The 19,378-nt window shown below is 64.5% G+C and carries 15 protein-coding genes; 14 read left to right on the top strand and 1 reads right to left on the bottom strand.

The genetic code is table 11. From position 1 onward, the window contains the following. Positions 1 to 12 precede the first annotated feature (12 nt). The 6 genes from IPF85_RS11350 (at position 13) to IPF85_RS11325 (ending at position 6,323) form a co-directional block, all read left to right on the top strand. Positions 13 to 1,632: a GAF domain-containing sensor histidine kinase gene (locus IPF85_RS11350; RefSeq protein WP_343408197.1), complete on the top strand. Its 1,620-nt coding sequence runs from the start codon at positions 13 to 15 to the stop codon at positions 1,630 to 1,632. Then, entirely contained in the window at positions 1,629 to 2,189 is a 561-nt protein-coding gene (locus IPF85_RS11345) for a TlpA disulfide reductase family protein (RefSeq protein ID WP_343408196.1), read from the top strand. The genes IPF85_RS11350 and IPF85_RS11345 overlap by 4 nt, the downstream gene beginning before the upstream one ends. Before the next feature lie 34 nt (positions 2,190 to 2,223). Further along, positions 2,224 to 2,982, top strand: coding sequence for a prolipoprotein diacylglyceryl transferase family protein (locus IPF85_RS11340; protein WP_343408195.1), 759 nt, complete (start codon positions 2,224 to 2,226; stop codon positions 2,980 to 2,982). A gap of 87 nt (positions 2,983 to 3,069) precedes the next feature. Then, entirely contained in the window at positions 3,070 to 3,909 is an 840-nt protein-coding gene (locus IPF85_RS11335; protein WP_343408194.1) for a ChbG/HpnK family deacetylase, read from the top strand. Next, on the top strand, positions 3,906 to 4,886 hold the full coding sequence (locus tag IPF85_RS11330; RefSeq protein ID WP_343408193.1) for a BadF/BadG/BcrA/BcrD ATPase family protein: 981 nt from the start codon (positions 3,906 to 3,908) through the stop codon (positions 4,884 to 4,886). Before IPF85_RS11335 ends, IPF85_RS11330 begins: the two co-directional genes overlap by 4 nt. A 138-nt stretch (positions 4,887 to 5,024) precedes the next feature. Then, positions 5,025 to 6,323: a 6-phospho-beta-glucosidase gene (locus IPF85_RS11325; protein WP_343408192.1), complete on the top strand. Its 1,299-nt coding sequence runs from the start codon at positions 5,025 to 5,027 to the stop codon at positions 6,321 to 6,323. 810 nt (positions 6,324 to 7,133) lie between these two features. On the opposite strand, the gene IPF85_RS11320 is transcribed toward IPF85_RS11325, so the two are convergent. Continuing rightward, positions 7,134 to 7,367 carry a YgaP-like transmembrane domain gene (locus IPF85_RS11320; RefSeq protein ID WP_343408191.1) on the bottom strand — a complete coding sequence of 78 codons (234 nt, stop codon included), beginning with the start codon at positions 7,365 to 7,367 and terminating at the stop codon, positions 7,134 to 7,136. Positions 7,368 to 7,754: 387 nt separating this feature from the next. On the opposite strand from IPF85_RS11320, the gene IPF85_RS11315 reads away from it, so the two are divergent. The 8 genes from IPF85_RS11315 (at position 7,755) to IPF85_RS11280 (ending at position 19,262) form a co-directional block, all read left to right on the top strand. Next, positions 7,755 to 8,534 (top strand): ABC transporter ATP-binding protein, encoded by a 780-nt coding sequence (locus tag IPF85_RS11315; RefSeq protein WP_343408190.1) that lies wholly within the window; start codon positions 7,755 to 7,757, stop codon positions 8,532 to 8,534. Then, positions 8,531 to 10,216 carry an efflux RND transporter periplasmic adaptor subunit gene (locus tag IPF85_RS11310; RefSeq protein WP_343408189.1) on the top strand — a complete coding sequence of 562 codons (1,686 nt, stop codon included), beginning with the start codon at positions 8,531 to 8,533 and terminating at the stop codon, positions 10,214 to 10,216. The genes IPF85_RS11315 and IPF85_RS11310 overlap by 4 nt, the downstream gene beginning before the upstream one ends. Positions 10,217 to 10,244: 28 nt before the next feature. Continuing rightward, a complete protein-coding gene (locus IPF85_RS11305; RefSeq protein ID WP_343408188.1) occupies positions 10,245 to 11,900 on the top strand; it encodes an efflux RND transporter periplasmic adaptor subunit in 1,656 nt (551 codons plus the stop codon). Positions 11,901 to 11,912: 12 nt separating this feature from the next. After that, entirely contained in the window at positions 11,913 to 13,145 is a 1,233-nt protein-coding gene (locus IPF85_RS11300; protein WP_343408187.1) for an ABC transporter permease, read from the top strand. Between the two features lie 239 nt (positions 13,146 to 13,384). Next, entirely contained in the window at positions 13,385 to 15,970 is a 2,586-nt protein-coding gene (xdh, locus tag IPF85_RS11295; RefSeq protein ID WP_343408186.1) for a selenium-dependent xanthine dehydrogenase, read from the top strand. A 91-nt stretch (positions 15,971 to 16,061) separates the two neighbouring features. Continuing rightward, entirely contained in the window at positions 16,062 to 17,210 is a 1,149-nt protein-coding gene (locus tag IPF85_RS11290; protein ID WP_343408185.1) for an ABC transporter permease, read from the top strand. Continuing rightward, the gene (locus IPF85_RS11285; protein ID WP_343408184.1) at positions 17,203 to 18,135 is read left to right on the top strand and encodes an ABC transporter permease; all 933 of its coding nucleotides are present in this window, start codon (positions 17,203 to 17,205) and stop codon (positions 18,133 to 18,135) included. The genes IPF85_RS11290 and IPF85_RS11285 overlap by 8 nt, the downstream gene beginning before the upstream one ends. Positions 18,136 to 18,254: 119 nt before the next feature. Continuing rightward, on the top strand, positions 18,255 to 19,262 hold the full coding sequence (locus IPF85_RS11280; RefSeq protein WP_343408183.1) for a BMP family protein: 1,008 nt from the start codon (positions 18,255 to 18,257) through the stop codon (positions 19,260 to 19,262). Positions 19,263 to 19,378: the final 116 nt, after the last annotated feature.

Raw genomic sequence — 19,378 nt, 5'->3', positions numbered from 1 at the left:
GGAGGGGTAGGGATGACTGGCCCGGATATTCTGCTCATTGCCGACGATGCCCGCCTGATCCAGACAACCGAAGAAGCCTTGCAGGACTTCGGTCGCCTGGTCGTGCGTAGCGATCCTGATGAGGTGACACTCAGCCTGGCGCGCAACCGTTCGGTGGCCGTTCTCCTGGTTGAGGTGACAATCCCCGCGCGCGAACCAGACTGGTTCAAGGGCCTGCGCGCAGCACAGGCCGAGGCCGTCTTACTTCTGCTGGCAACGCCCGAACAACTGCCGGCCGTCGTACCACTGACCCAGTACGAACTATCGGAGATCGTGCTGCTGCCGGTCAGCGCTGCAGCCCTGCGCGACGCCGTGGCGCGCGCCATGCAACGGCGACGTTCCAGCCGCGAGCTGGCGCGCTTGCGTGCCCTGGTGCCACTGTACGAGATGAGCCGCATGTTCATGCTGCAGACCGACCTGGACGAACTGCTGCACCGCGTGCTGGAGACCGCCGTCAACGAGACCGGCGCGCAACGTGCCTCCCTCATGCTGATTGACGAGAATCGCCTGTATCTCACCATTCAGGCTGCGGTCGGGATTTCAACCGATGTCATCTCACAGACCCAGGTGCGCCTCGGCGAAGGCATCGCCGGCTGGGTCGCCAAGACCGGCCAGCCGCTGGTGGTCAACGGCCCCGATGACCTGCCCGAATTCCTGCGCCAGAGTATGCTCGGTGGCGTTCTACGCTCCGCGTTGTCCTTGCCTCTCACGGCCAAAGGCCAGGTCATCGGCGTCATCAACCTGACCAAGACCACCCTGGAAGCGCCGTTTGTCCTGGGCGATGCCGAGCTGCTCTCGGTACTGGTGGGGCAGGCTGCGGTTGCCATCGTCAACGCGCGCCTCATCAAGCAGATGGAAGCCGCCTACGAAGAGCTGTCGCGCCTGGAACACCTGAAGACCGAATTCATCAACATCGCCGCGCATGAACTGCGCTCCCCGGTGAGCATTGTGCTTGGCTATGCCAGCCTGCTCGCCGAGATGGCGCCCCCGGAGATGCAAGACCTGATTGATCCCCTGCACAGCCAGGCGCGGCAGTTGGAGCGCATCGTAGATGATCTCTTCCACCTCGACTACCTGAAATCGCTCAAAGAATTCGACCCCGGCGTTGATATCAAAACCCTCGATCTGGCTGACTGCGCCCGCTTTGCCGTCCGTGAAGCGCAGGCGGTCGCGGAGGTGCGCAACCTGCAACTGGCACTGACCACGCCTGAGCCGGTCTGGGTTCTGGGTGATCTGCCAAGCCTGCGCCGCATCTTGCGCCATCTGCTCGACAACGCGCTGAAGTTCACCCCGGCCGGGGGCCAGGTGCAGATCAACGTGATCGCCGAAGGAGGCGAAGCCTTCCTGCGCGTGCAGGATACCGGCCCAGGCGTGCCTTCCGAAGAACGCGAGCGCATCTTTGCGCCATTCTACCAGGTTGGATCATCCCTGCGGCGCAGTCACGGCGGTATGGGGTTGGGGCTGAGCCTGGCGCGGCGCATGGTGCAAACGCAGGGCGGCCGCCTGTGGCTCGAGGCGCGGCCTGGCCCCGGCGCATCCTTCTGCCTGGCCCTGCCGCTGGCGCCCCAAAAACCCGCCGGTGAGTGCGGATGAAATCTCCACTGCTGCTGCCCCGCCTGCCCCGCCTGGCCTGGATGCTCCTGCTGATTGGCGGCCTGATCTGGATCAATGCGGCGCGGGTCCGCGACTCCGCCCAGTTCGGCCTGCCAGGGCAGCGCCCACCCAGCCCGCAGATCGGTTTCCCTGCCCCTGACTTTGCCCTCAGCGATTTGGCAGGCCAGACCGTGCGCCTGGCGGACCTGCGCGGGCAGCCGCTGGTGCTCAACTTCTGGGCCACCTGGTGTCCGCCCTGCCGCGCCGAAATGCCCGCCTTGCAGAGCATAGCGCTCAGCACGGCGTCGCGCGGTGTGCGCGTGGTAGGCATCAACCAGGCCGAAGATGCCGCCCAGGTCACCGGGTTCATGCAGACCCTCGGTTTGGATTTCCCCGTGCTGCTCGACCGCGACGCGGCGGTCAGTCAGCTCTACCGCGTGCGCTCGCTGCCCACCACCTTCTTCGTGGATCGCGATGGCGTGATCCGCGAGATCGTCATCGGCGGCCCCATGAGCCAGGCCCTGTTGGCAAGTAAGATAGAAAGCCTGCTGAAGTAGGGACAACTGTGCGTTTTCGGAGAAAACGTAGACCATGCTGCGAACCATTCTGATTGCCGGTGTCAGCCTGCCGCTCAAGCCTCTGCTGGCGCTGGCCGCCCTCTACGCGGCGCTATGGCTGGCCGCACGCCTGGCGCGCCGCCGCGGCCTGGACGGCGATCACCTCTGGAACCTGGGCTTCGTCAGCGCCATTGCGGCGCTGGTCGGCGGCCGCGTGGCCTATGTGCTGCAATTCTGGCCGGCCTATCAGCAAGACCCGCTCGCCATTTTTTCCGTGCGGCCGGGCACCCTGGCCTGGATGCCTGGCCTACTCATCGGCCTGTTGGCAGGGTTGCTCTACGTCCGACGCCTGCATTTGCCGCTGACGACGGTGCTGGACGCGCTCGCGCCGGGCGCCCTGCTTGGGCTGGCGATCCTGAGTCTGGCTGATTTCCTGGCCGGTGACGCCTATGGCACGCCCACCACGCTGCCGTGGGCCGTGGAGTTGTGGGGCGCCCGCCGCCATCCGGTGCAGCTCTATCAACTGGGCGCCCAACTCGCGGCGCTTTTCCTGGTGCTGCGCCGACCGGCAACCTGGCCGGGTCAACCGTGCGTTTTCGGAGAAAACGCAGGGCTGACCCTCTTCCTCTATGCGCTCAGCCGTTTGCTATTCGACGCCTTCCGCGGCGATAGCCTGATCCTGGCCGGCGGCTTCCGCGCCGAGCAGATCGGCGCCCTGGCGGTGGCCCTGTTGGCCCTGCCAGCCGCGCTGGCCGCGCCGCCGCAGGCCGAGGTCAGCACGCCGTCCGTGTGACATGGATCGTGGCCTGCTGGGCGGCCCGGCAGTTTTTGGGCGGGCGCTGAACGCAAGCGCAATGAGAGCGCTCGCCGGGAGATTCGCATGAAATACCTGATCGTCAATGCCGATGACTATGGCCTGGCTGCGTCGGTCTCGGCCGGCATTCGCCAGGCCCACCTGCAAGGCATCGTGACCTCCACCACGGTCATGATGAACATGCCCGATACGGAGCCGGCCTTGCGCCTGGCGGCGGAGCTGTGCCCCAACCTGGGCCTGGGCGTCCATCTCAACCTGACGGCCGGGACGCCGCTCTTGCCGCCGTCGCAACTGCCTGGGCTGCTGCGCCTGGGAGACGGCGGCCGCTTCCCGCGTGAACCTGCGCTGCGGGCCGCCGCGGCGCACCTGCCCATCAACGAGGTGGCAGCCGAATGGCGCGGCCAGATCGAGCGCTTCATCCACCTGACGGGCAAAGCGCCCGATCACCTGGACAGCCACCACAATTCATCCTACGTCACCTATCCGCTCTTCCAGGCCATGCTGGCCCTGGCCACCGACTACGGCTGCGCGATCCGACTGCCGTTCGGGGCGCCCCGCCCCGGCGCTGCGAGCGTGCTGCCGGCCGATTTTCCGGCCGGCTTTTCGCCACAGGCACGCGCCCGGCAGATGGGCGTGGCCGCGCCTGACCGCTTCGTGGATGATTTCTACGGCGACCGGGCCACGCTGGCCGTGCTCACCGACGTGCTGGACACCCTCCCCGACGGCGTGACCGAGGTGATGTGCCATCCAGCCGTGGCCGACGGCGCGCTGCCGCAGATTTCCAGCTACCACAGCGGCCGCGTCGCGGAGTTGGCGCTGCTCACACACCCGCTGATGGTCGAAAAAATCCAGGCCAACGGCATCGTGCGCCTGACCTTTGCCCAGATGCAGGCATTGGCGCGATGACCGATTACTTCCTGGGCGTGGACGTGGGCGCCACCAAGACCCACGCGCTGATCACAGATGCAGAGGGAAATCTGCTCGGCAAAGGCACGGCCGGCGGCGGCAACCCCACGATGACCAGTTACGAGCTGTTCGGCAGGGTCGTCGCTGCCGCTACCTGGCAGGCGCTGGCGCAGGCACGCATCACCATGCCGCAGATCAGCGCGGCCGGCTTCGGCGTGGCCGGCTACGACTGGCCCTCGCAGCGCGGCCTCACCCTGGCCGCGCTGGATCTACTGGAATTGACCGCGCCCTGTGATCTGGTCAACGACGCGGTGTTGGGCCTGCTGGCGAATGCGCGGCGCGGCTGGGGCATCTCGCTCGTGGCCGGCACCGGCTGCAACTGTTGGGGGCGCAACCAGCACGGGCAGATGGGGCACATGACGGGCGCCGGCAACATCCTGGGCGAGTACGCGGGCGGCAGCGAGTTGATCGCCCGTGCGCTGCACCGGGTGGCCTATGCCTGGACCGGACGCGAGGGGCCGACCGCGTTGAGCGACGCCTTCATCGCGGCCGCCGGCGCGCAAGACCTGGAGGACCTCGTCGCAGGGCTGACCATCAATCGTTACGTGCTGGACGCCAGCCACGCGCCGTTGATCTTCGACTGCGCGGCGCAGGGCGACGCGGCCGCGCTGGAGCTGCTGCACTGGGCAGGCGACGAACTGGGCGTCATGGTCATCACCGTCGCCCGGCAAATCGGCGTGCAGCAGGCCGCGCCCGACGTGGTGTTGATCGGTGGTCTGTTCAAGGGTACACCGTCGCTGCAAGACCTGGTGGAAGCCAGCGTGCGGCCGCAGATGCCCGGCGTCACCTTTGTGTCCATGCAGGCCCCGCCGGTGATCGGCGCGGTCATCCTGGCGATGGAGCGCGCCCGACGCCCCGCGCACGCCATTCGCCAGGCCCTGCTCGCCCTGCAGACGCAGGCCCCTGTGACCTTTTAGAGCGATTGAAATCGCGCCTGATGGGCGTTCCGCCGGGCGTCCACCTGCGTGGACGCGATGCCGGTCGGCGCAGGCCGACCTTGCGGCGGAACGCCCCTTCGCCCCGAATTCATTCGGCGGCTGCCAGGAGTTGACAGAATGCTCAAGATTACCGTGATCGGCGCCGGTTCCACCTACACTCCTGAGCTTGTCGTAGGTTTCCTGACCCGGCTCACCAGCCTGCCCCTGACCGAACTCTGCCTGATGGACATTGACCCGCAGCGGCTGGAAATCGTCGGCGGCTTTGCCCAGCGCATCGCGCAGGCCCACGGCTCGCCCTTTCGGGTCGTGCTCAGCCAGGACTTGCGCCAGGCCATCGCCGGCGCCTCCTACGTCATCACCCAATTTCGTGTAGGCATGATGGCCGCGCGTCGCGCCGACGAATACCTGGGTCAGCGCCACGGCCTGATCGGACAAGAAACGACCGGCGTAGGCGGCATCGCCAAGGCTCTGCGCACCATTCCGGTCGTGCTGCACATCGCCGCGACCCTGGCGGAGGTCGCGCCCAATGCCCTCCTGCTCAACTTCACCAACCCATCGGGCCTGGTGACCGAGGCGTTGACGCGCTACGCCCCCGCCGTGACGGCCGTGGGCGTGTGCAACTCAGGCATCACGGCCAAGATGCAATTTCTGGGTCTGTATCAAAGAATCGCGGGCCGCACCGTTGACCCTGACAGCGTGCAGCTCGACACGCTGGGGCTGAATCACCTCACCTGGCATCGCGGCCTGTTCGTTGCAGGCGAACAGGTCTGGCCGCAGTTTTTTGCCGCCTACCTGGACGAACTCAAGGCGCAGGCGCACCCGGAATGGGACATTCGCACCCTGCAGACGCTGGGCATGATTCCGAACTATTACCTGCAATACTTCTACTACCGCCAGCGCAAGCTCGCCGCGCAAGATCAATGGCCGCCCTCGCGCGCCGAAGAGGTCATGCGCATCGAAGGCGACCTGCTGCGCCAGTACGCCGACCCATCCCTCACGGCGCCACCGGCCGGCTTGATGCAGCGCGGCGGCGCCTGGTATTCCACCCTCGCCACGCAGGTCATTGTCAGCCATTACAACGATCTCGGCCAGATCCATGTGCTCAACACCCGTCACAACGGCGCGGTGAGTGGCTGGCCGGCCGATTGGGTGCTGGAGCTGCCCGCCAGGGTGGATGCACAGGGGATTCATCCGCTGCCCGCAGCCCCCCTGCCGCCGGTCTGCTTTGGCCTGCTGGCCGCCATCAAAATGGTCGAACTACTCACCGCCGCAGCCGCAGTGCATGGCGACCGCCAAGCCCTCTACGAAGCCCTGCTCGTTCATCCGCTCGGACCGCAGGCCGACCAGGTGCAGGCGCTGTTGGATGATCTGCTGGAGACGAACCGGGCCTATCTGCCGCAGTTTTTCCAGGCGTAACCGCACGTCCCCCTCGCAGGGCTGCAGCAAGAGGACAGGCTCAGAGGCGCACGGCATCCGCGCCGGGCCGCTGCCACGAATTTGAGTCGTCGCACCCAATACCAACCTGCTTTAGCAGGTTTTGGTGTATCAGACCGTGAATTCATTCACGGGGCTCAGAGGGGCATCCGCGCCGGGCCGCTGCCACGAATTGCCACGAACTGAGTGTCGCCTCCGTCGCACCCAATACCAACCTGCTTTAGCAGGTTTTGGTGTATCAGACCGTGAATTCATTCACGGGGCTCAGAGGCGCACGGCATCCGCGCCGGGCCGCTGCCACGAATTGCCACGAATTGAGTCGTCGCACCCAATACCAACCTGCTTTAGCAGGTTTTGGTGTATCAGACCGTGAATTCATTCACGGGGCTCAGAGGCGCACGGCATCCGCGCCGGGCCGCTGCCACGAATTGCCACGAATTGAGTCGTCGCACCCAATACCAACCTGCTTGAGCAGGTTTTGGTGTATCAGACCGTGAATTCATTCACGGGGCTCAGAGGCGCACGGCATCCGCGCCGGGCCGCTGCCACGAATTGCCACGAATTGAGTCGTCGCACCCAATACCAACCTGCTTTAGCAGGTTTTGGTGTATCAGACCGTGAATTCATTCACGGGGCTTGCCCGACGTTGCGTGGAGCAGCCAGCCTGCGCAAGGGGACGCGCCGCCTGCCGAGAAATCGTCCAACCTTGCGCAGGCCCGCCTAATGGCAACCGCTTGGGCAGGTTTTCGGCCGACGCCGTGGTGCAGCCAGCCTGCGCAAGGGGGAGGCCGACTACTTACCGGCCAACTGCTTGCGTGCGGACGCGCCGCTGAGCGGATAACCCAAGGCTCGCCCGATCAGGCAAAAATCAAACAGGCCTCCGGACATGGGCACCAACGCCACAATGGCGAGGACCGTGCCCATCGTGCCCTTCACCACGAACAGCCCAACGCTCATAATGACGAGACCCAGCACGATTCGTGCTGCGCGCCCCATGCCACTGGTCATAAACTTGACGAACTGCATCTTGAACCTCCTGCACATGATACACACAATAGACGAACGGGAGTTTGTCGGTTGACAGATTCTCAGGATAGCATGTCAGTCACCCTGGTTCTCCGACTTTTGTCGGATCGCAACAACGACCCTCTCAGACTCAATAATCCGGGGCAGGGGCATGGCCTTGCGCCTGCCCGTGTGGGCGACCTGCCCGCGACCTGCCCGCGTGGGCGACCGCAAGGGTGCGCCCCTACTCTGACATGGATTCTCCATTTTTCAGTCTCTTCTCAGTCTCTTCTCAGTCTCTCCTCAGTTCTCGCTTAGCCGTGTCTCAGGCCCCGGCGTGACAATGGTCGTGTAAGGAAGGCCAGGTGCGCTTTCCGTAACCGACATGAAACGAGAGGAGAACACGCGATGAGTCAAGACCAGGCTCTGATTTCAATCGAAAACGTGACGAAAACCTATCAGATGGGCGAGGTCACCGTGCAGGCGCTGCGCGGGGTCTCGCTGGAAGTTCGCCCCGGTGAGATGATGGCGATCATGGGGCCATCCGGTTCGGGCAAAACCACCTTGATGAACATCCTGGGCGCGCTCGATGTGCCGACCGGTGGCACCTATCTGCTTGCCGGGCAGAATGTCAGTCGGATGGCCCCCAACGCATTATCGGAAATTCGCAACCAGAAGATCGGCTTTGTCTTTCAGAGTTTCAATTTGCTGCCGCGCACCTCGGCCCTGGCCAATGTGGAATTGCCCTTGATCTACGCCGGTATCAGCCAGGGCCGCGACCGCTGCGTCGCGGCCCTGGAGATGGTCGGGCTGGGCGATCGCCTGCATCACAAGCCCAACGAACTCTCCGGCGGCCAGCAGCAGCGCGTGGCCATTGCCCGTGCCCTGGTCAATCACCCCAGCCTGATCCTGGCCGATGAGCCGACCGGCAACCTCGATTCGAAGGCCGGCGAAGAGGTGATGCGCATTTTCCAGGAGTTGAACGAACAGAAGGGCATCACGATCATGTTTATCACCCACGAGCCAGACATCGCCAGCCACACGCGGCGTATCGTGCGCCTGCAGGACGGCCTGATCGTGAGCGATACACCCGTCAGCGCGCCGCGACGCGCGGGCACAAACGGGCATGCCAACATCGAAGTGAAGGGTGCGGGAACCGCCCAAACAGCCGAAGGGAGCTATGTATGAAACGCAATGGGCGTTTGATGATTGGGATTGTCATCGTCACGCTGGTCGTCGCCGGCGGCGGATATTGGACCTTTTTCGGTCGCGCAGCGACCGCCAGCAGCGTGAGTGCGCGGACCTACACGCAGGTGGTGGCGGTGACGCAGGGAAGGTTGAACGCCACCCTCAGCGTTGTCGGTCAGTTGGAGGCCGAGCAGAGCGCCGACCTGGCCTTCGAGCGGATGAGCGGGACAACCAACCTGCTCACCCTGGCGGTGCAGGCTGGCAACGTGGTAACCGCCGGGCAGGTCCTGGCGACGATTGACCAGGCGACCTATGAACAGGCGCGCGATCAGGCCCGGAGCGATCTGCAGGCAGCCGAGGAGACCTTGAGCGATTTGCAGACGCCGGCCACGGCCCTGGCAATTGCCCAGGCCGACGTGGCCGTGGCGGCAGCCCAGGTTCAGTTGCAGCAAGCGCAAGATACGCTCGATGCGTTGGTGAACCCTGATTTGCCCAGCCTGAAGGCGGCCGTGGCGAGTGCGCAGAGCGCGCTGGCCACGGCGCAGGCCGATGTGCTGGCACAGCAAGAGGACAGCGCAGCCAGGAAGCAGCTGGCAAGGCTGCAAACGGCCGAGGCAACCCCAACGGCTGATTATCAACGGCTGGCCGTGGAAGAGTACACCGACGACTACTACCGGGACCGGCTGCAGGTGGCCTACAACAAGATGATGGACGCGCAGGACACGCGCGTGACGTATCAGATCAGCCGCCAGGTGAGCGCCTTGCAGGCGCAGATGACGCTGCGCCGCAGTCAACAGGCGCTGGCGGATGCGCAGGAGGCATTGGCCGAGGCGCAGGCGGGCGGCGACAAACTGGCGCTGGCGCAGGCCGAACTCGCCCTGCACCAGGCCGAAGTCGCGCTGCAGGCCGCCCAGGAAGCGCGCACCGATCTCGACACCGGCGCCGATGCCACCAAGATTGCCGCTGCCCAGGCCGCCGTGGATAAGAAACGGCTGACCCTGGGCGATGCCGAAGCCGCCCTCGCCGGCGCCCAGTTGCTGGCGCCCTTCGCCGGCACCATCCTGCAAACCAACGTCAACGTGGATAACCAGGTGACCGCGAACACCACCATCCTCACCCTTGCCAATCTCAAATCCTTGCAGGTCGTCGCTTCGGTGGACGAGACGACCATCCGCCAGATCAGCGCCGGGCAGGATGCCACCATCACCTTCGACGCCTTCCCCGGCCAGTCGTTGCAGGGCAAGGTGCTCACCGTGCCCCTGCAAGGCTCGCTGCAAGGCGGGGTCATGGTCTACGCCGTGCCGGTCTCTCTCAGCGGCGCCGACAACCTGGCCCTCCTCGTCGGCATGACCGCCAACGTCGAAATCCAGGTCGGTCAGGCTGCCGATGCCCTGCTGGTGCCCACCCTGGCCTTGACCAAAGCCAACGGCCTTTACCAGGTGCTCGTGCCGAACACCACCGATCCGAATGGCGATCCGGTCGCTGTGCCGGTCGAAATCGGCCTCAGCGATGGCGCCTACACTCAGATCGTCAAGGGCCTCAACCCCGGCGACCAGGTCGTCGTCCAGATTGCCTCCACCACCAGTAGCCCGCAGATGATGGGCGGGCCAGGCGGCATGGGCGCGATGGACGGCGGGGCGCCACCGGCGCCGCCATCATCAGCGGGCGGCACGCGCCCGTAACCGAAGCGAGGTAAAAGAGGTAAAAAACATGAAACGCACGATCAGAATCTTATTGGCAGCCGTCCTGGTTGCCGTGACAGCAGGTGGGTATTGGTTCTATCAGAGCCGGGCCGCGACCACGGCCAGCAGCGCAAGCGGTCAAACTTACACACAGATTGTGGATGTGACCCAGGGATCTCTCAACTCGAGCCTGAGTGTGGTGGGGCAGTTGGAGGCCAAGCAGAGCGCTAATCTGGCCTTCGAGCAGATGAGCGGGACAACCAATCTGCTCACCCTGGCGGTGCAGGCCGGCAACGTGGTGACAACCGGGCAGGTGCTGGCAACGATTGACCCGGCGCCGTATGAGCAGGCGCGGGATCAGGCCCGGAGCGATCTGCAGGCGGCCGAGGAAGCCTTGAGCGATCTGCAGACGCCGGCCACGACCCTGGCAATTGCCCAGGCCGATGTGGCTGTCTCCACGGCGAAGCAGGCGTTGGCCCAAGCCAATGACAAGTTGGCCGATTTCAAGTCGCCGGACCTGACCAGCCTGCGCAGCGCCGTGCAAGACGCGCAGGATAGCCTGGCTCTCTTGCAACTTCAGGCCACGCTGGCCGGCCATGAATCGCTGGCCAAGAGCGAACGCGATTTACAGTACGCCGTGAGTTGGTATCAGCGCCGCATTGCCGAGCTGCAGGCGCTGAGCAACCCGAACGCGGAGCAGATCGCTGAGATTCCCGACGACCAGGTCTCGCTGGCCGAAGCGCAGGCTGACCTGGCGCGCGTGCAGGTTGAGCGTGAGCTGGCGCGCCAATCCAGGGCCGCCGAGCTGGCGAAGGCCAACGTCGTGCTGGCGGATGCGCAGGAGGCATTGGCCGAGGCGCAGGCCGGCGGCGACAAGCTGGCGCTGGCGCAGGCCGAACTCGCCCTGCACCAGGCCGAAGTCGCGCTGCAGGCCGCCCAGGAAGCGCGCACCGACCTCGACGCCGGCGCCGATGCCACCAAGATCGCCGCTGCCCAGGCCGCCGTGGATAAGAAACGGCTGACCCTGGGCGATGCCGAAGCCGCCCTCGCCGGCGCCCGGTTGCTGGCGCCCTTCGCCGGCGCCATCCTGCAAACCAACGTCAACGTGGATGACCAGGTGACCGCCAACACGACCATCCTCACCCTCGCCAATCTGGGGACCCTGCAGGTCGTCGCCTCGGTGGACGAGACGACCATCCGCCAGATCAGCGCCGGGCAGGATGCCACCATCACCTTCGACGCCTTCCCCGGCCAGTCGTTGCAGGGCAAGGTGCTCACCGTGCCCCTGCAAGGCTCGCTGCAAGGCGGGGTCATGGTCTACGCCGTGCCGGTCTCTCTCAGCGGCGCCGACAACCTGGCCCTCCTCGTCGGCATGACCGCCAACGTCGAAATCCAGGTCGGTCAGGCTGCCGATGCCCTGTTGGTGCCCACTCTGGCCCTGACCAAAGCCAACGGCCTTTACCAGGTGCTCGTGCCGAACACCACCGATCCGAATGGCGATCCGGTGGCGGTGCCGGTCGAGGTGGGGCTGAGCGATGGGATCTACACGCAGATCGTCAAGGGTCTCAACCCCGGCGACCAGGTTGTTGTGCAGATGGCCTCCACCACGAGCAGCGCCAGCAGCGGAGGCGGCTCCGGCGGCAGTATGATGATGAATGTCACCCGGCAGTTGGGTGGGCGCTAAAAGGAGTCACCGATGAAGAAGCTCATGATGGTGTTACGCGTGGCCGTGAGTTCGCTGACCGCACACACGATGCGAACCGTGCTGACCATGCTGGGAATTGTGATTGGTGTGGCCGCCGTCATCGCGCTGGTGGCGGCGGGCACGGGTGCGCAGGCGCAGGTGGTGAGCCAGTTTCAATCGTTAGGATCGAACCTGGTCACTGTGACCGCGATGTCGAACTTTGGCTTCTCGCAGAGCGGCCTGCAGCAGAGCAGCCGCACGTTGACCATGAACGACGTGAACGCGATCAAGAGTCTGGCTACGTCGGTTAGCCAGGTGGCGCCGCTGTACAGCGCCAACGCCACGGTGACGTATGGCGGCAGCACGACCTCGACGACCATCAACGGTGTCACTGAGGAGTATGCCACCGTGCGCAACACAACCGTCACACGCGGACGATTCCTGACGCAGGGAGACAATGAAAACGTGGCGATGGTGGTCGTGCTTGGCACGTCGGTGGTGGAGGATCTGTTTGGCAGTAGTGAGGTGAATGCCGTGGGCGAGACGGTGCGCATCAACCGCCAGAACTATGAGGTGATCGGCGTGTTGAAGTCCAAGGGGCAAAGCGGGCCGCAAAATCAGGATGACATCATCATCATGCCGTTGCGCACCGCGCAGCTCAAGCTGGGCGGCGCGGGCACCATCACCCTGCGCTCGATCAACCTGCAGGTGCGCACGGCCGAGGAGATGGACCTGGCGCAGGCGCAGGTGACGGCAATTCTACGCACCCTGCATGGCCTGGCAACCGGCGCGGATAACGACTTCCTGGTGCAAAACCAGGCCGACATCCTGAGCAGCGTCGCGGAGACATCGGGAACCTTCACGACTTTGCTGGGCAGCATTGCGGCCATCTCGCTCCTGGTGGGCGGTATCGGCATCATGAACATCATGCTGGTCAGCGTCACCGAACGCACGCGCGAGATTGGTCTGCGCAAGGCCGTGGGGGCCAAGCGCGGGGACATCCTGGTGCAATTCCTGACGGAGGCGATTGTCATGAGTGCCCTGGGTGGTGTGGTCGGCGTGGCGCTCGGTGTCGTCGGCGCCCAGATCATCACGCCATTGCTGGGCAGCAGCCAGGCCGTAGTGACCAGCCAAAGTGTGGTGCTGGCCCTGGCCGTCTCGCTGGCGATCGGAGTCTTCTTCGGCCTCTACCCGGCCAACCGCGCCGCCAGTCTGAATCCGATCGACGCGCTGCGCTACGAATAGAAGTCCGATCGTCAGTTTCCCCCGCAGGCAAGCCACGCCGCCAGCAGAACAAACTGCTGACGGCGTGACTTTTTGTTTTCAGGCGCTTCCTCTCACTATTTTGGGCGGCCAGTTTGACATTTGATACGCCTTTGGGGTAAGATAATTGGAGTTTGATTCCTCGGTTGTGAATGCCCCGACCGGCCTGACATGCCGATCTGAAACGCTGACGACTTTTCACCGAAACAAGGGAAAGCGCTATGAACTTCGTTCTGAACGGTCAACTCAAGCACTTCGAGGGTGACCCTGATCTGCCGCTGCTGACCTACCTGCGCCAGCATGAAGGGATCATCTCGCCCAAGGATGGCTGCTCACCCCAGGCGGCCTGCGGCTGCTGCGCGGTAGACCTCAACGGTAAGGCGGTGCTCTCCTGCGTCACGCCCATGAAGAAGGCGGACGGCGGGCAGGTCACCACCACAGAGGGCCTGGGCGAGTATCGCCAGCGGGTCTTTGCGCACGCCTTTGTGGCCACTGGCGGCATTCAATGCGGCTTCTGCATTCCTGGCATGGTCATGCAGGCCAATGCGCTCATCAATCGCCAGCCGCAGCCCAACCGCGACGAGATCACCAGGGCGCTGACGCCGCACCTGTGCCGCTGCACGGGGTATAAGAAGATTGTAGATGCGATTGAAGTGGCCGCGGGCGCCATTTGGCACGAGGAAGAGGTTCCACAGCCCGTCACACCAGGGCATGTGGGCGACCGCCATCCCAAATACGATTCCTACAGCGCCGTGCTTGGTCAACGTCCTTACGTGGATGACATCCAGATCGAAGGCATGCTGCATGGGGCGCTGCGTTTCAGTGACTATCCACGCGCCCGCGTCCGGCGCCTGGACACCACGGCCGCCAGCCAGGTGCCGGGCGTGCTGCGCATCGTCACCGCGGCCGATGTGCCGGGGCGCCGGCATGTGGGGTTGATCCAGCAGGACTGGCCGTTGATGGTGGCGGTGGGCGAAGAGACGCGTTACATCGGCGATGTGCTGGCGGAGGTCGTGGCAGAGACAGAGCAGGCGGCCCGCCTGGCGGCGACCAAGATCGAGGTTGACTACGAAGTGTTGGCGCCGCTGACCGATCCCTTCGAGGCGCTGCGGCCCGATGCACCGCAGTTGCACCCCGCCGGCAACGTGTTGGACAGCACGATCATCAAGCGTGGTGATCTGCAGGCGGCGCAGCGGGCATCGGCCTTCATTTCCTCGGATCGCTATCAAACCCAGCGCATCGAGCATGGCTATATGGAGCCGGAAGCGGCCATCGCCTACCCGGAGGAGGACGGACTCACCGTGCTCTCGCAGAGCCAGGGCGTCTACGAAGACCGCACGCAGATTGCGGCGCTGATGGGCCTGCCGGAAGAACAAATTCGGGTGATTTTGGTGCCCAACGGCGGCGGATTTGGCGGCAAGGAGGATCTGTCGGTGCAGGGACACGCGGCGCTGATCGCCTATCTGCTGCGCCGGCCGGTGAAGGTGAAGCTGACGCGGGATGAGTCCATTCGGATGCACCCAAAGCGCCATCCCATGGTGCTGGATTATCGCGTGGGCTGCGATGCGGCCGGCAAGCTGACTTTTGTGCAGGCGCGCATCATTGGCGATTCCGGGGCCTACGCGTCGGTCGGCGCCAAGGTGTTGGAGCGGGCCGCCGGTCACGCCACGGGCGCGTATCATGTGCCGGTCGCGGACATCGAGGCGGTGGCGGTGTACACCAATAACGTGCCGTGCGGCGCCATGCGCGGGTTTGGCGTCAATCAAGCGGCCTTTGCCATCGAGGGTTGCATTGACGACCTGTGCCAGCAGGGGGGCTTCGACCGCTGGCAGTTCCGCTATGACAACGCGATTACCGAGGGCAGCATGACGGCGACGGGGCAGGTGATTGAGGGCGGAGCCGGATTGCGCGCCACGCTCCTGGCCGTCGAAGACGAGTTTCGTGCGGCCAGGTTTGCCGGGCTGGCCTGCGGCATCAAGAATACCGGTATCGGCAACGGCGTGACCGATGCCTCACGCGTGCGCATCAGTGTGCTGGCGGCCGACAGGATCGTGGTTGACCACGGCTGGACCGAGATGGGGCAGGGCGTCCACACGGTCGCCTTGCAGACTCTGTGTACCGAGACCGGCGTTGACCCAAGCATTGTCGAGATGCGGGTAGACACGGCTTCCGGGCAAGAGGCCGGCATGACCACCGCGTCGCGCGCGACATCGCTGGTGGGCAATGCGATGATTGACGCGGCGCGCAAACTGCGCGCCGATTTGGATCAGACCGGCGGCCGCCTGGATTCCCTGGTGGGCCGCGCCTACGAGGGCAGTTGGCGCGTGGAATGGACAACGCCGGTCAAGGCGGCGACGACGACTTCCGAAGCCCCGGAGCGTATCGCCACCCACTATTCGTATAGCTACGCCACGCAACTTGTCATTTTGGACGATGACGGGCAGATTGCCAAGATCGTGGCGGCGCATGACGCGGGCAAGATCTTCAACCCGACGCTTTTCGAGGGCCAGGTGGAAGGCTCGTTGCACATGGGGCTGGGCTATGCGATCAGCGAGGATCTGCCGATGGAAGGCGGCTATTTCAAGAGCACGCGCCTGCGCCAGTGCGGCATCCTGCGCGCCAAAGAAATGCCGGAGATCGAGGTGATCGGCGTCGAGGTGGCCGACCCCTACGGGCCTTACGGCGCCAAGGGGGTGGGCGAGATCGGCCTGGTGCCGACGGCCGGCGCGGTGGCCAATGCGCTGTGTCAGTTCGATGGCGTGCGCCGCACGCGGCTGCCGATGGCGCTGCCCAAGCGGGCGCGTTGATCTGCCCATGCGCCGAACCATGTCGGCGCTCCCGATCCGAAGTCCCCGACTTGTCGGGGACTGTTCCTAATGATGATAGGGGTGGCTTTTCATGAGCGAACCAGGTGAGCAGAGTGGCTTGGCGAGGCGGCTGAACAGCAGCCGGCTCTTCGATGCGCTCCTGCCGTTCTTTGCCACGATCCTGGCCCTGGTCGTCGGGGCCGTTCTGCTGACGATCTTGGGCGTCAACCCGCTGACCGCCTACGGCTCACTGTTGCGCGGGGCGTTTGGCACGGTCAGCGGCTTTACCCAGACCCTGGCCAAGTCCACGCCGCTGCTGCTGGTGGCGCTCGGTATCTGTATTGCCTTTCGCGGCGGGGTCATCAACATCGGCGGCGAGGGACAGATCATCATCGGCGCCGTGGCGGCCGCGGCCGTCGCTCTGGCCTTGCCCACTCTGCCCGGTGTGCTGCTGGTGCCGCTGACCCTGGGGGCGGGGGTGGCAGGTGGGGCCGTGTGGGGCGGCATCGCCGGCGTGCTCAAGGCCCGCTTTGGGGTCAATGAGATTCTGAGCACCGTCATGCTCAACGCCATCGCGCTGCAGTTGATGAATTTTCTGCTGCGTGGCCCCATGCTTGATCCGGAGCAAATTGCCGCCGGCACGAACATTCCCCAGAGCGCCACGCTGCCGGATCAGGTGTGGCTCTTGCGCCTGGTGCCGCGCACCCTGTTGCATGCCGGGTTGGTGCTGGCGGTGATTTTGGCGGTGGTGGTTTTCATCTTTCTGTGGCGCACCACCATCGGTTTCCGTATCCGCGCAGTCGGCCTCAACCCCTCAGCCGCGCGCTACGCAGGCATCCCGGTGCGGCGCTACATGGCCCTGGCGCTGATCCTCAGCGGCGCGTTTGCCGGCCTGGCCGGCGCCGTCGAAGTGACGGGGGTTCATCATCGCATGATCGAAGGGTTGTCGGGCGGCTATGGCTTCAGCGGCATTGTGGCCGCGCTCTTTGGCAAGCTGCACCCGCTGGGGGCGATCCCGGCCTCGATCATCTTTGGCGGCCTGTTGGTGGGCGCCGACAAGATGCAGCGCACGGTGCAGGTGCCCAGTTCGCTGGTGGTGGCCATCAACGGCCTGATTGTGCTCTTTGTGGTGGCCAGCGACTATTTTGTGCGACGGCGCGCCCTGCGCCGCGTGGCGCCCGTGGCCCCGACCGCCGAGATTTCCCCTGTCATCGCTCCACAGGAGGCGGCCGGTGATTAGTGATCTGCTCACAACCGCGGTGTTGATCGGCATCCTGCACAGCGGCATCCGCCTGGCCACGCCCTATCTGCTGGCCGCACTCGGTGAGGCGGTCTCCCAGCGGTCCGGGGTGCTTGATCTGGGCGTGGACGGCATCATGCTGATGGGGGCGTTTGCCGCGTTCTTCACGGTTTTCCAAACCGGCAACCTGTGGTTGGGCGTCGGCGCGGCGCTTGTGGTGGGCGCGTTGATGGGCCTGTTGATGGCGGTCATCAGCGTGACGTTTCAGGCCGAACAGGGCATCAGCGGCATCGGTCTCTATCTGTTCGGCCTGGGGCTTAGCAGCCTGCTCTTCCGTGTCCTGATCGGTTCAGTCGTGGGGGTCAGCGGTTTCGAGGAGATCAAGATCCCTGTCCTGAGTAGCATCCCGGTCGTGGGCGACATCTTCTTCAACCATAACATCCTGGTCTACCTGGCCTATCTCATGGTGCCGGCGATCTGGTTCCTGTTCGACAAGACCACGCTGGGCCTGAAGGTGCGGGCCGTCGGCCAGAATCCAGAGGCGGCCGATTCGCTCGGCGTCAGCGTCAACCGTGTGCGCTACTTCGGGGTGATTTTTGGCGCCGCGCTGGCGGGCGTGGCCGGCGCGTCCCTGAGCATCGGCACCCTGAACGTTTTTCAGGAGAACATGACCAATGGCTTGGGCTTCATCGCCGTGGCGTTGGTCTACTTTGGCGGCTGGCGGCCCGTGGGCGTGCTGCTCGGTTCGCTGCTCTTTGCCACCGTCAACTCGCTGCAGCTATGGGTGCAGGTCAAGGGCATCCCCATCCCGTCTGATCTGGCCGTGATGCTGCCGTACCTGTTGACGATTATTGTTCTGATCTTTGCCACCAACCAGATCAAACAGCCGGCTGCGCTCGATAAGCCGTTCGAGCGCAGCGGTTGATGGCAGATATGAAATCACTTGAGAAAGGCACTCGAAAAATCGAGTGCCATCAGGCGTCGAACTTGTTCGGCGGATTGTTGAGTTTTTTGTGAGTCAGCAGAAAGTCAAAGGAGAATCGTATGCGTCGTTCAATTACCACTGTGCTCGTGCTGTTGTTGGTCATCAGCGTGTTGTTGACAGGTTGCCAGGCTGCCCAGCCGACGGCAGCCGTCAGCAAAGGCCCCTTCAAGATTGCGATCGTGCTGCCCAGCCCGATCACAGACATGGCCTGGGGCCAGGCCATGTACGGTGTCTTGAAGGCCGTGCAAAAGGAAATGGGCGAGGATAAGCTGCAGCTTGCCTATTCCGACAACATGTTCCAGGTGGCCGATGCAGCGGCGGCCCTGCGTGACTACGCCACCGAGGGTTACAACCTGGTCATTGCGCACGGCACCCAGTATGGCAACTCGATGTTCGATGTGGCCAAGGACTTCCCCGGCACCAGTTTTGCCTGGGGCACGGCCACCGACACCGGCGCCAGCAAGAACCTGAAGAATGTGTTTGCCTACGAGGCCAACGCGCAAGAAGGCGGCTACGTCAACGGCGTGATCGCGGCCATGCTGAGCAAATCGGGCGTCCTGGGCGTCGTTGGCCCGGTGGAAGCCGGCGATGCCAAGCTGTACATTGACGGTTTTGTGGCCGGAGCCACGGCCACCAAGGCGGACATCAAGGTCAATATCAGCTACACCGGCTCCTTCGGCGATACCGCCCTGGCAGCCGAAGCGGCCAACACCCATATCGCGGCCGGCGCTGACGTGCTCACCGGTTCCGCGCAGCAGGTGGTGGGCGCGATCGGTGTGGCCAAGAGCAAGGGCGTCAAGTGGCTGGGCACGCAGAGCGATCAAAGTTCGTTGGCGCCTGATGTAGTCGTGGCAACCCAGGTCTTCGACTGGACCGCGGTGGTCAAGGACATGATTGATCTGCACCAGAAGGGCACGATGGGCGGCAAGGCCTACACCCTGACCCTGTCCAACGGTGGCCTGAAGATTGTCTTCAACGCCGGCTCTCCGGTGCCTGACGATGTCAAGAAGGCGGCCGAGCAGGCGATCCAGGCGATCAAGGACGGGAAGATCAAGCCGCTGCCTTGAGCGGCCTCACCTCATCCCCCGGCCCCTTCTCCTCTCCGCGTGGCGGAGAGGAGAAGGGGGGAGAGCCGCCTCTCCCCTTTCCGCAGACGGTGTTGTCACGCCGGAGGCGTGACCTA

The sequence above is a fragment of the Candidatus Amarolinea dominans genome (genome assembly GCF_016704685.1).
GTDB lineage: Bacteria > Chloroflexota > Anaerolineae > SSC4 > Amarolineaceae > Amarolinea > Amarolinea dominans.
The sequence above is the reverse complement of the archived record's forward strand: the minus strand, read 5'-3'. Positions and strand labels throughout refer to the sequence as shown.

Coding starts and splice junctions, on each gene's coding strand:
- IPF85_RS11350 (WP_343408197.1), top strand. CDS start 13: ATGACTGGCCCGGATATTCTGCTCATTGCCGACGATGCCCGCCTGATC.
- IPF85_RS11345 (WP_343408196.1), top strand. CDS start 1,629: ATGAAATCTCCACTGCTGCTGCCCCGCCTGCCCCGCCTGGCCTGGATG.
- IPF85_RS11340 (WP_343408195.1), top strand. CDS start 2,224: ATGCTGCGAACCATTCTGATTGCCGGTGTCAGCCTGCCGCTCAAGCCT.
- IPF85_RS11335 (WP_343408194.1), top strand. CDS start 3,070: ATGAAATACCTGATCGTCAATGCCGATGACTATGGCCTGGCTGCGTCG.
- IPF85_RS11330 (WP_343408193.1), top strand. CDS start 3,906: ATGACCGATTACTTCCTGGGCGTGGACGTGGGCGCCACCAAGACCCAC.
- IPF85_RS11325 (WP_343408192.1), top strand. CDS start 5,025: ATGCTCAAGATTACCGTGATCGGCGCCGGTTCCACCTACACTCCTGAG.
- IPF85_RS11320 (WP_343408191.1), bottom strand. CDS start 7,367: ATGCAGTTCGTCAAGTTTATGACCAGTGGCATGGGGCGCGCAGCACGA.
- IPF85_RS11315 (WP_343408190.1), top strand. CDS start 7,755: ATGAGTCAAGACCAGGCTCTGATTTCAATCGAAAACGTGACGAAAACC.
- IPF85_RS11310 (WP_343408189.1), top strand. CDS start 8,531: ATGAAACGCAATGGGCGTTTGATGATTGGGATTGTCATCGTCACGCTG.
- IPF85_RS11305 (WP_343408188.1), top strand. CDS start 10,245: ATGAAACGCACGATCAGAATCTTATTGGCAGCCGTCCTGGTTGCCGTG.
- IPF85_RS11300 (WP_343408187.1), top strand. CDS start 11,913: ATGAAGAAGCTCATGATGGTGTTACGCGTGGCCGTGAGTTCGCTGACC.
- xdh (WP_343408186.1), top strand. CDS start 13,385: ATGAACTTCGTTCTGAACGGTCAACTCAAGCACTTCGAGGGTGACCCT.
- IPF85_RS11290 (WP_343408185.1), top strand. CDS start 16,062: ATGAGCGAACCAGGTGAGCAGAGTGGCTTGGCGAGGCGGCTGAACAGC.
- IPF85_RS11280 (WP_343408183.1), top strand. CDS start 18,255: ATGCGTCGTTCAATTACCACTGTGCTCGTGCTGTTGTTGGTCATCAGC.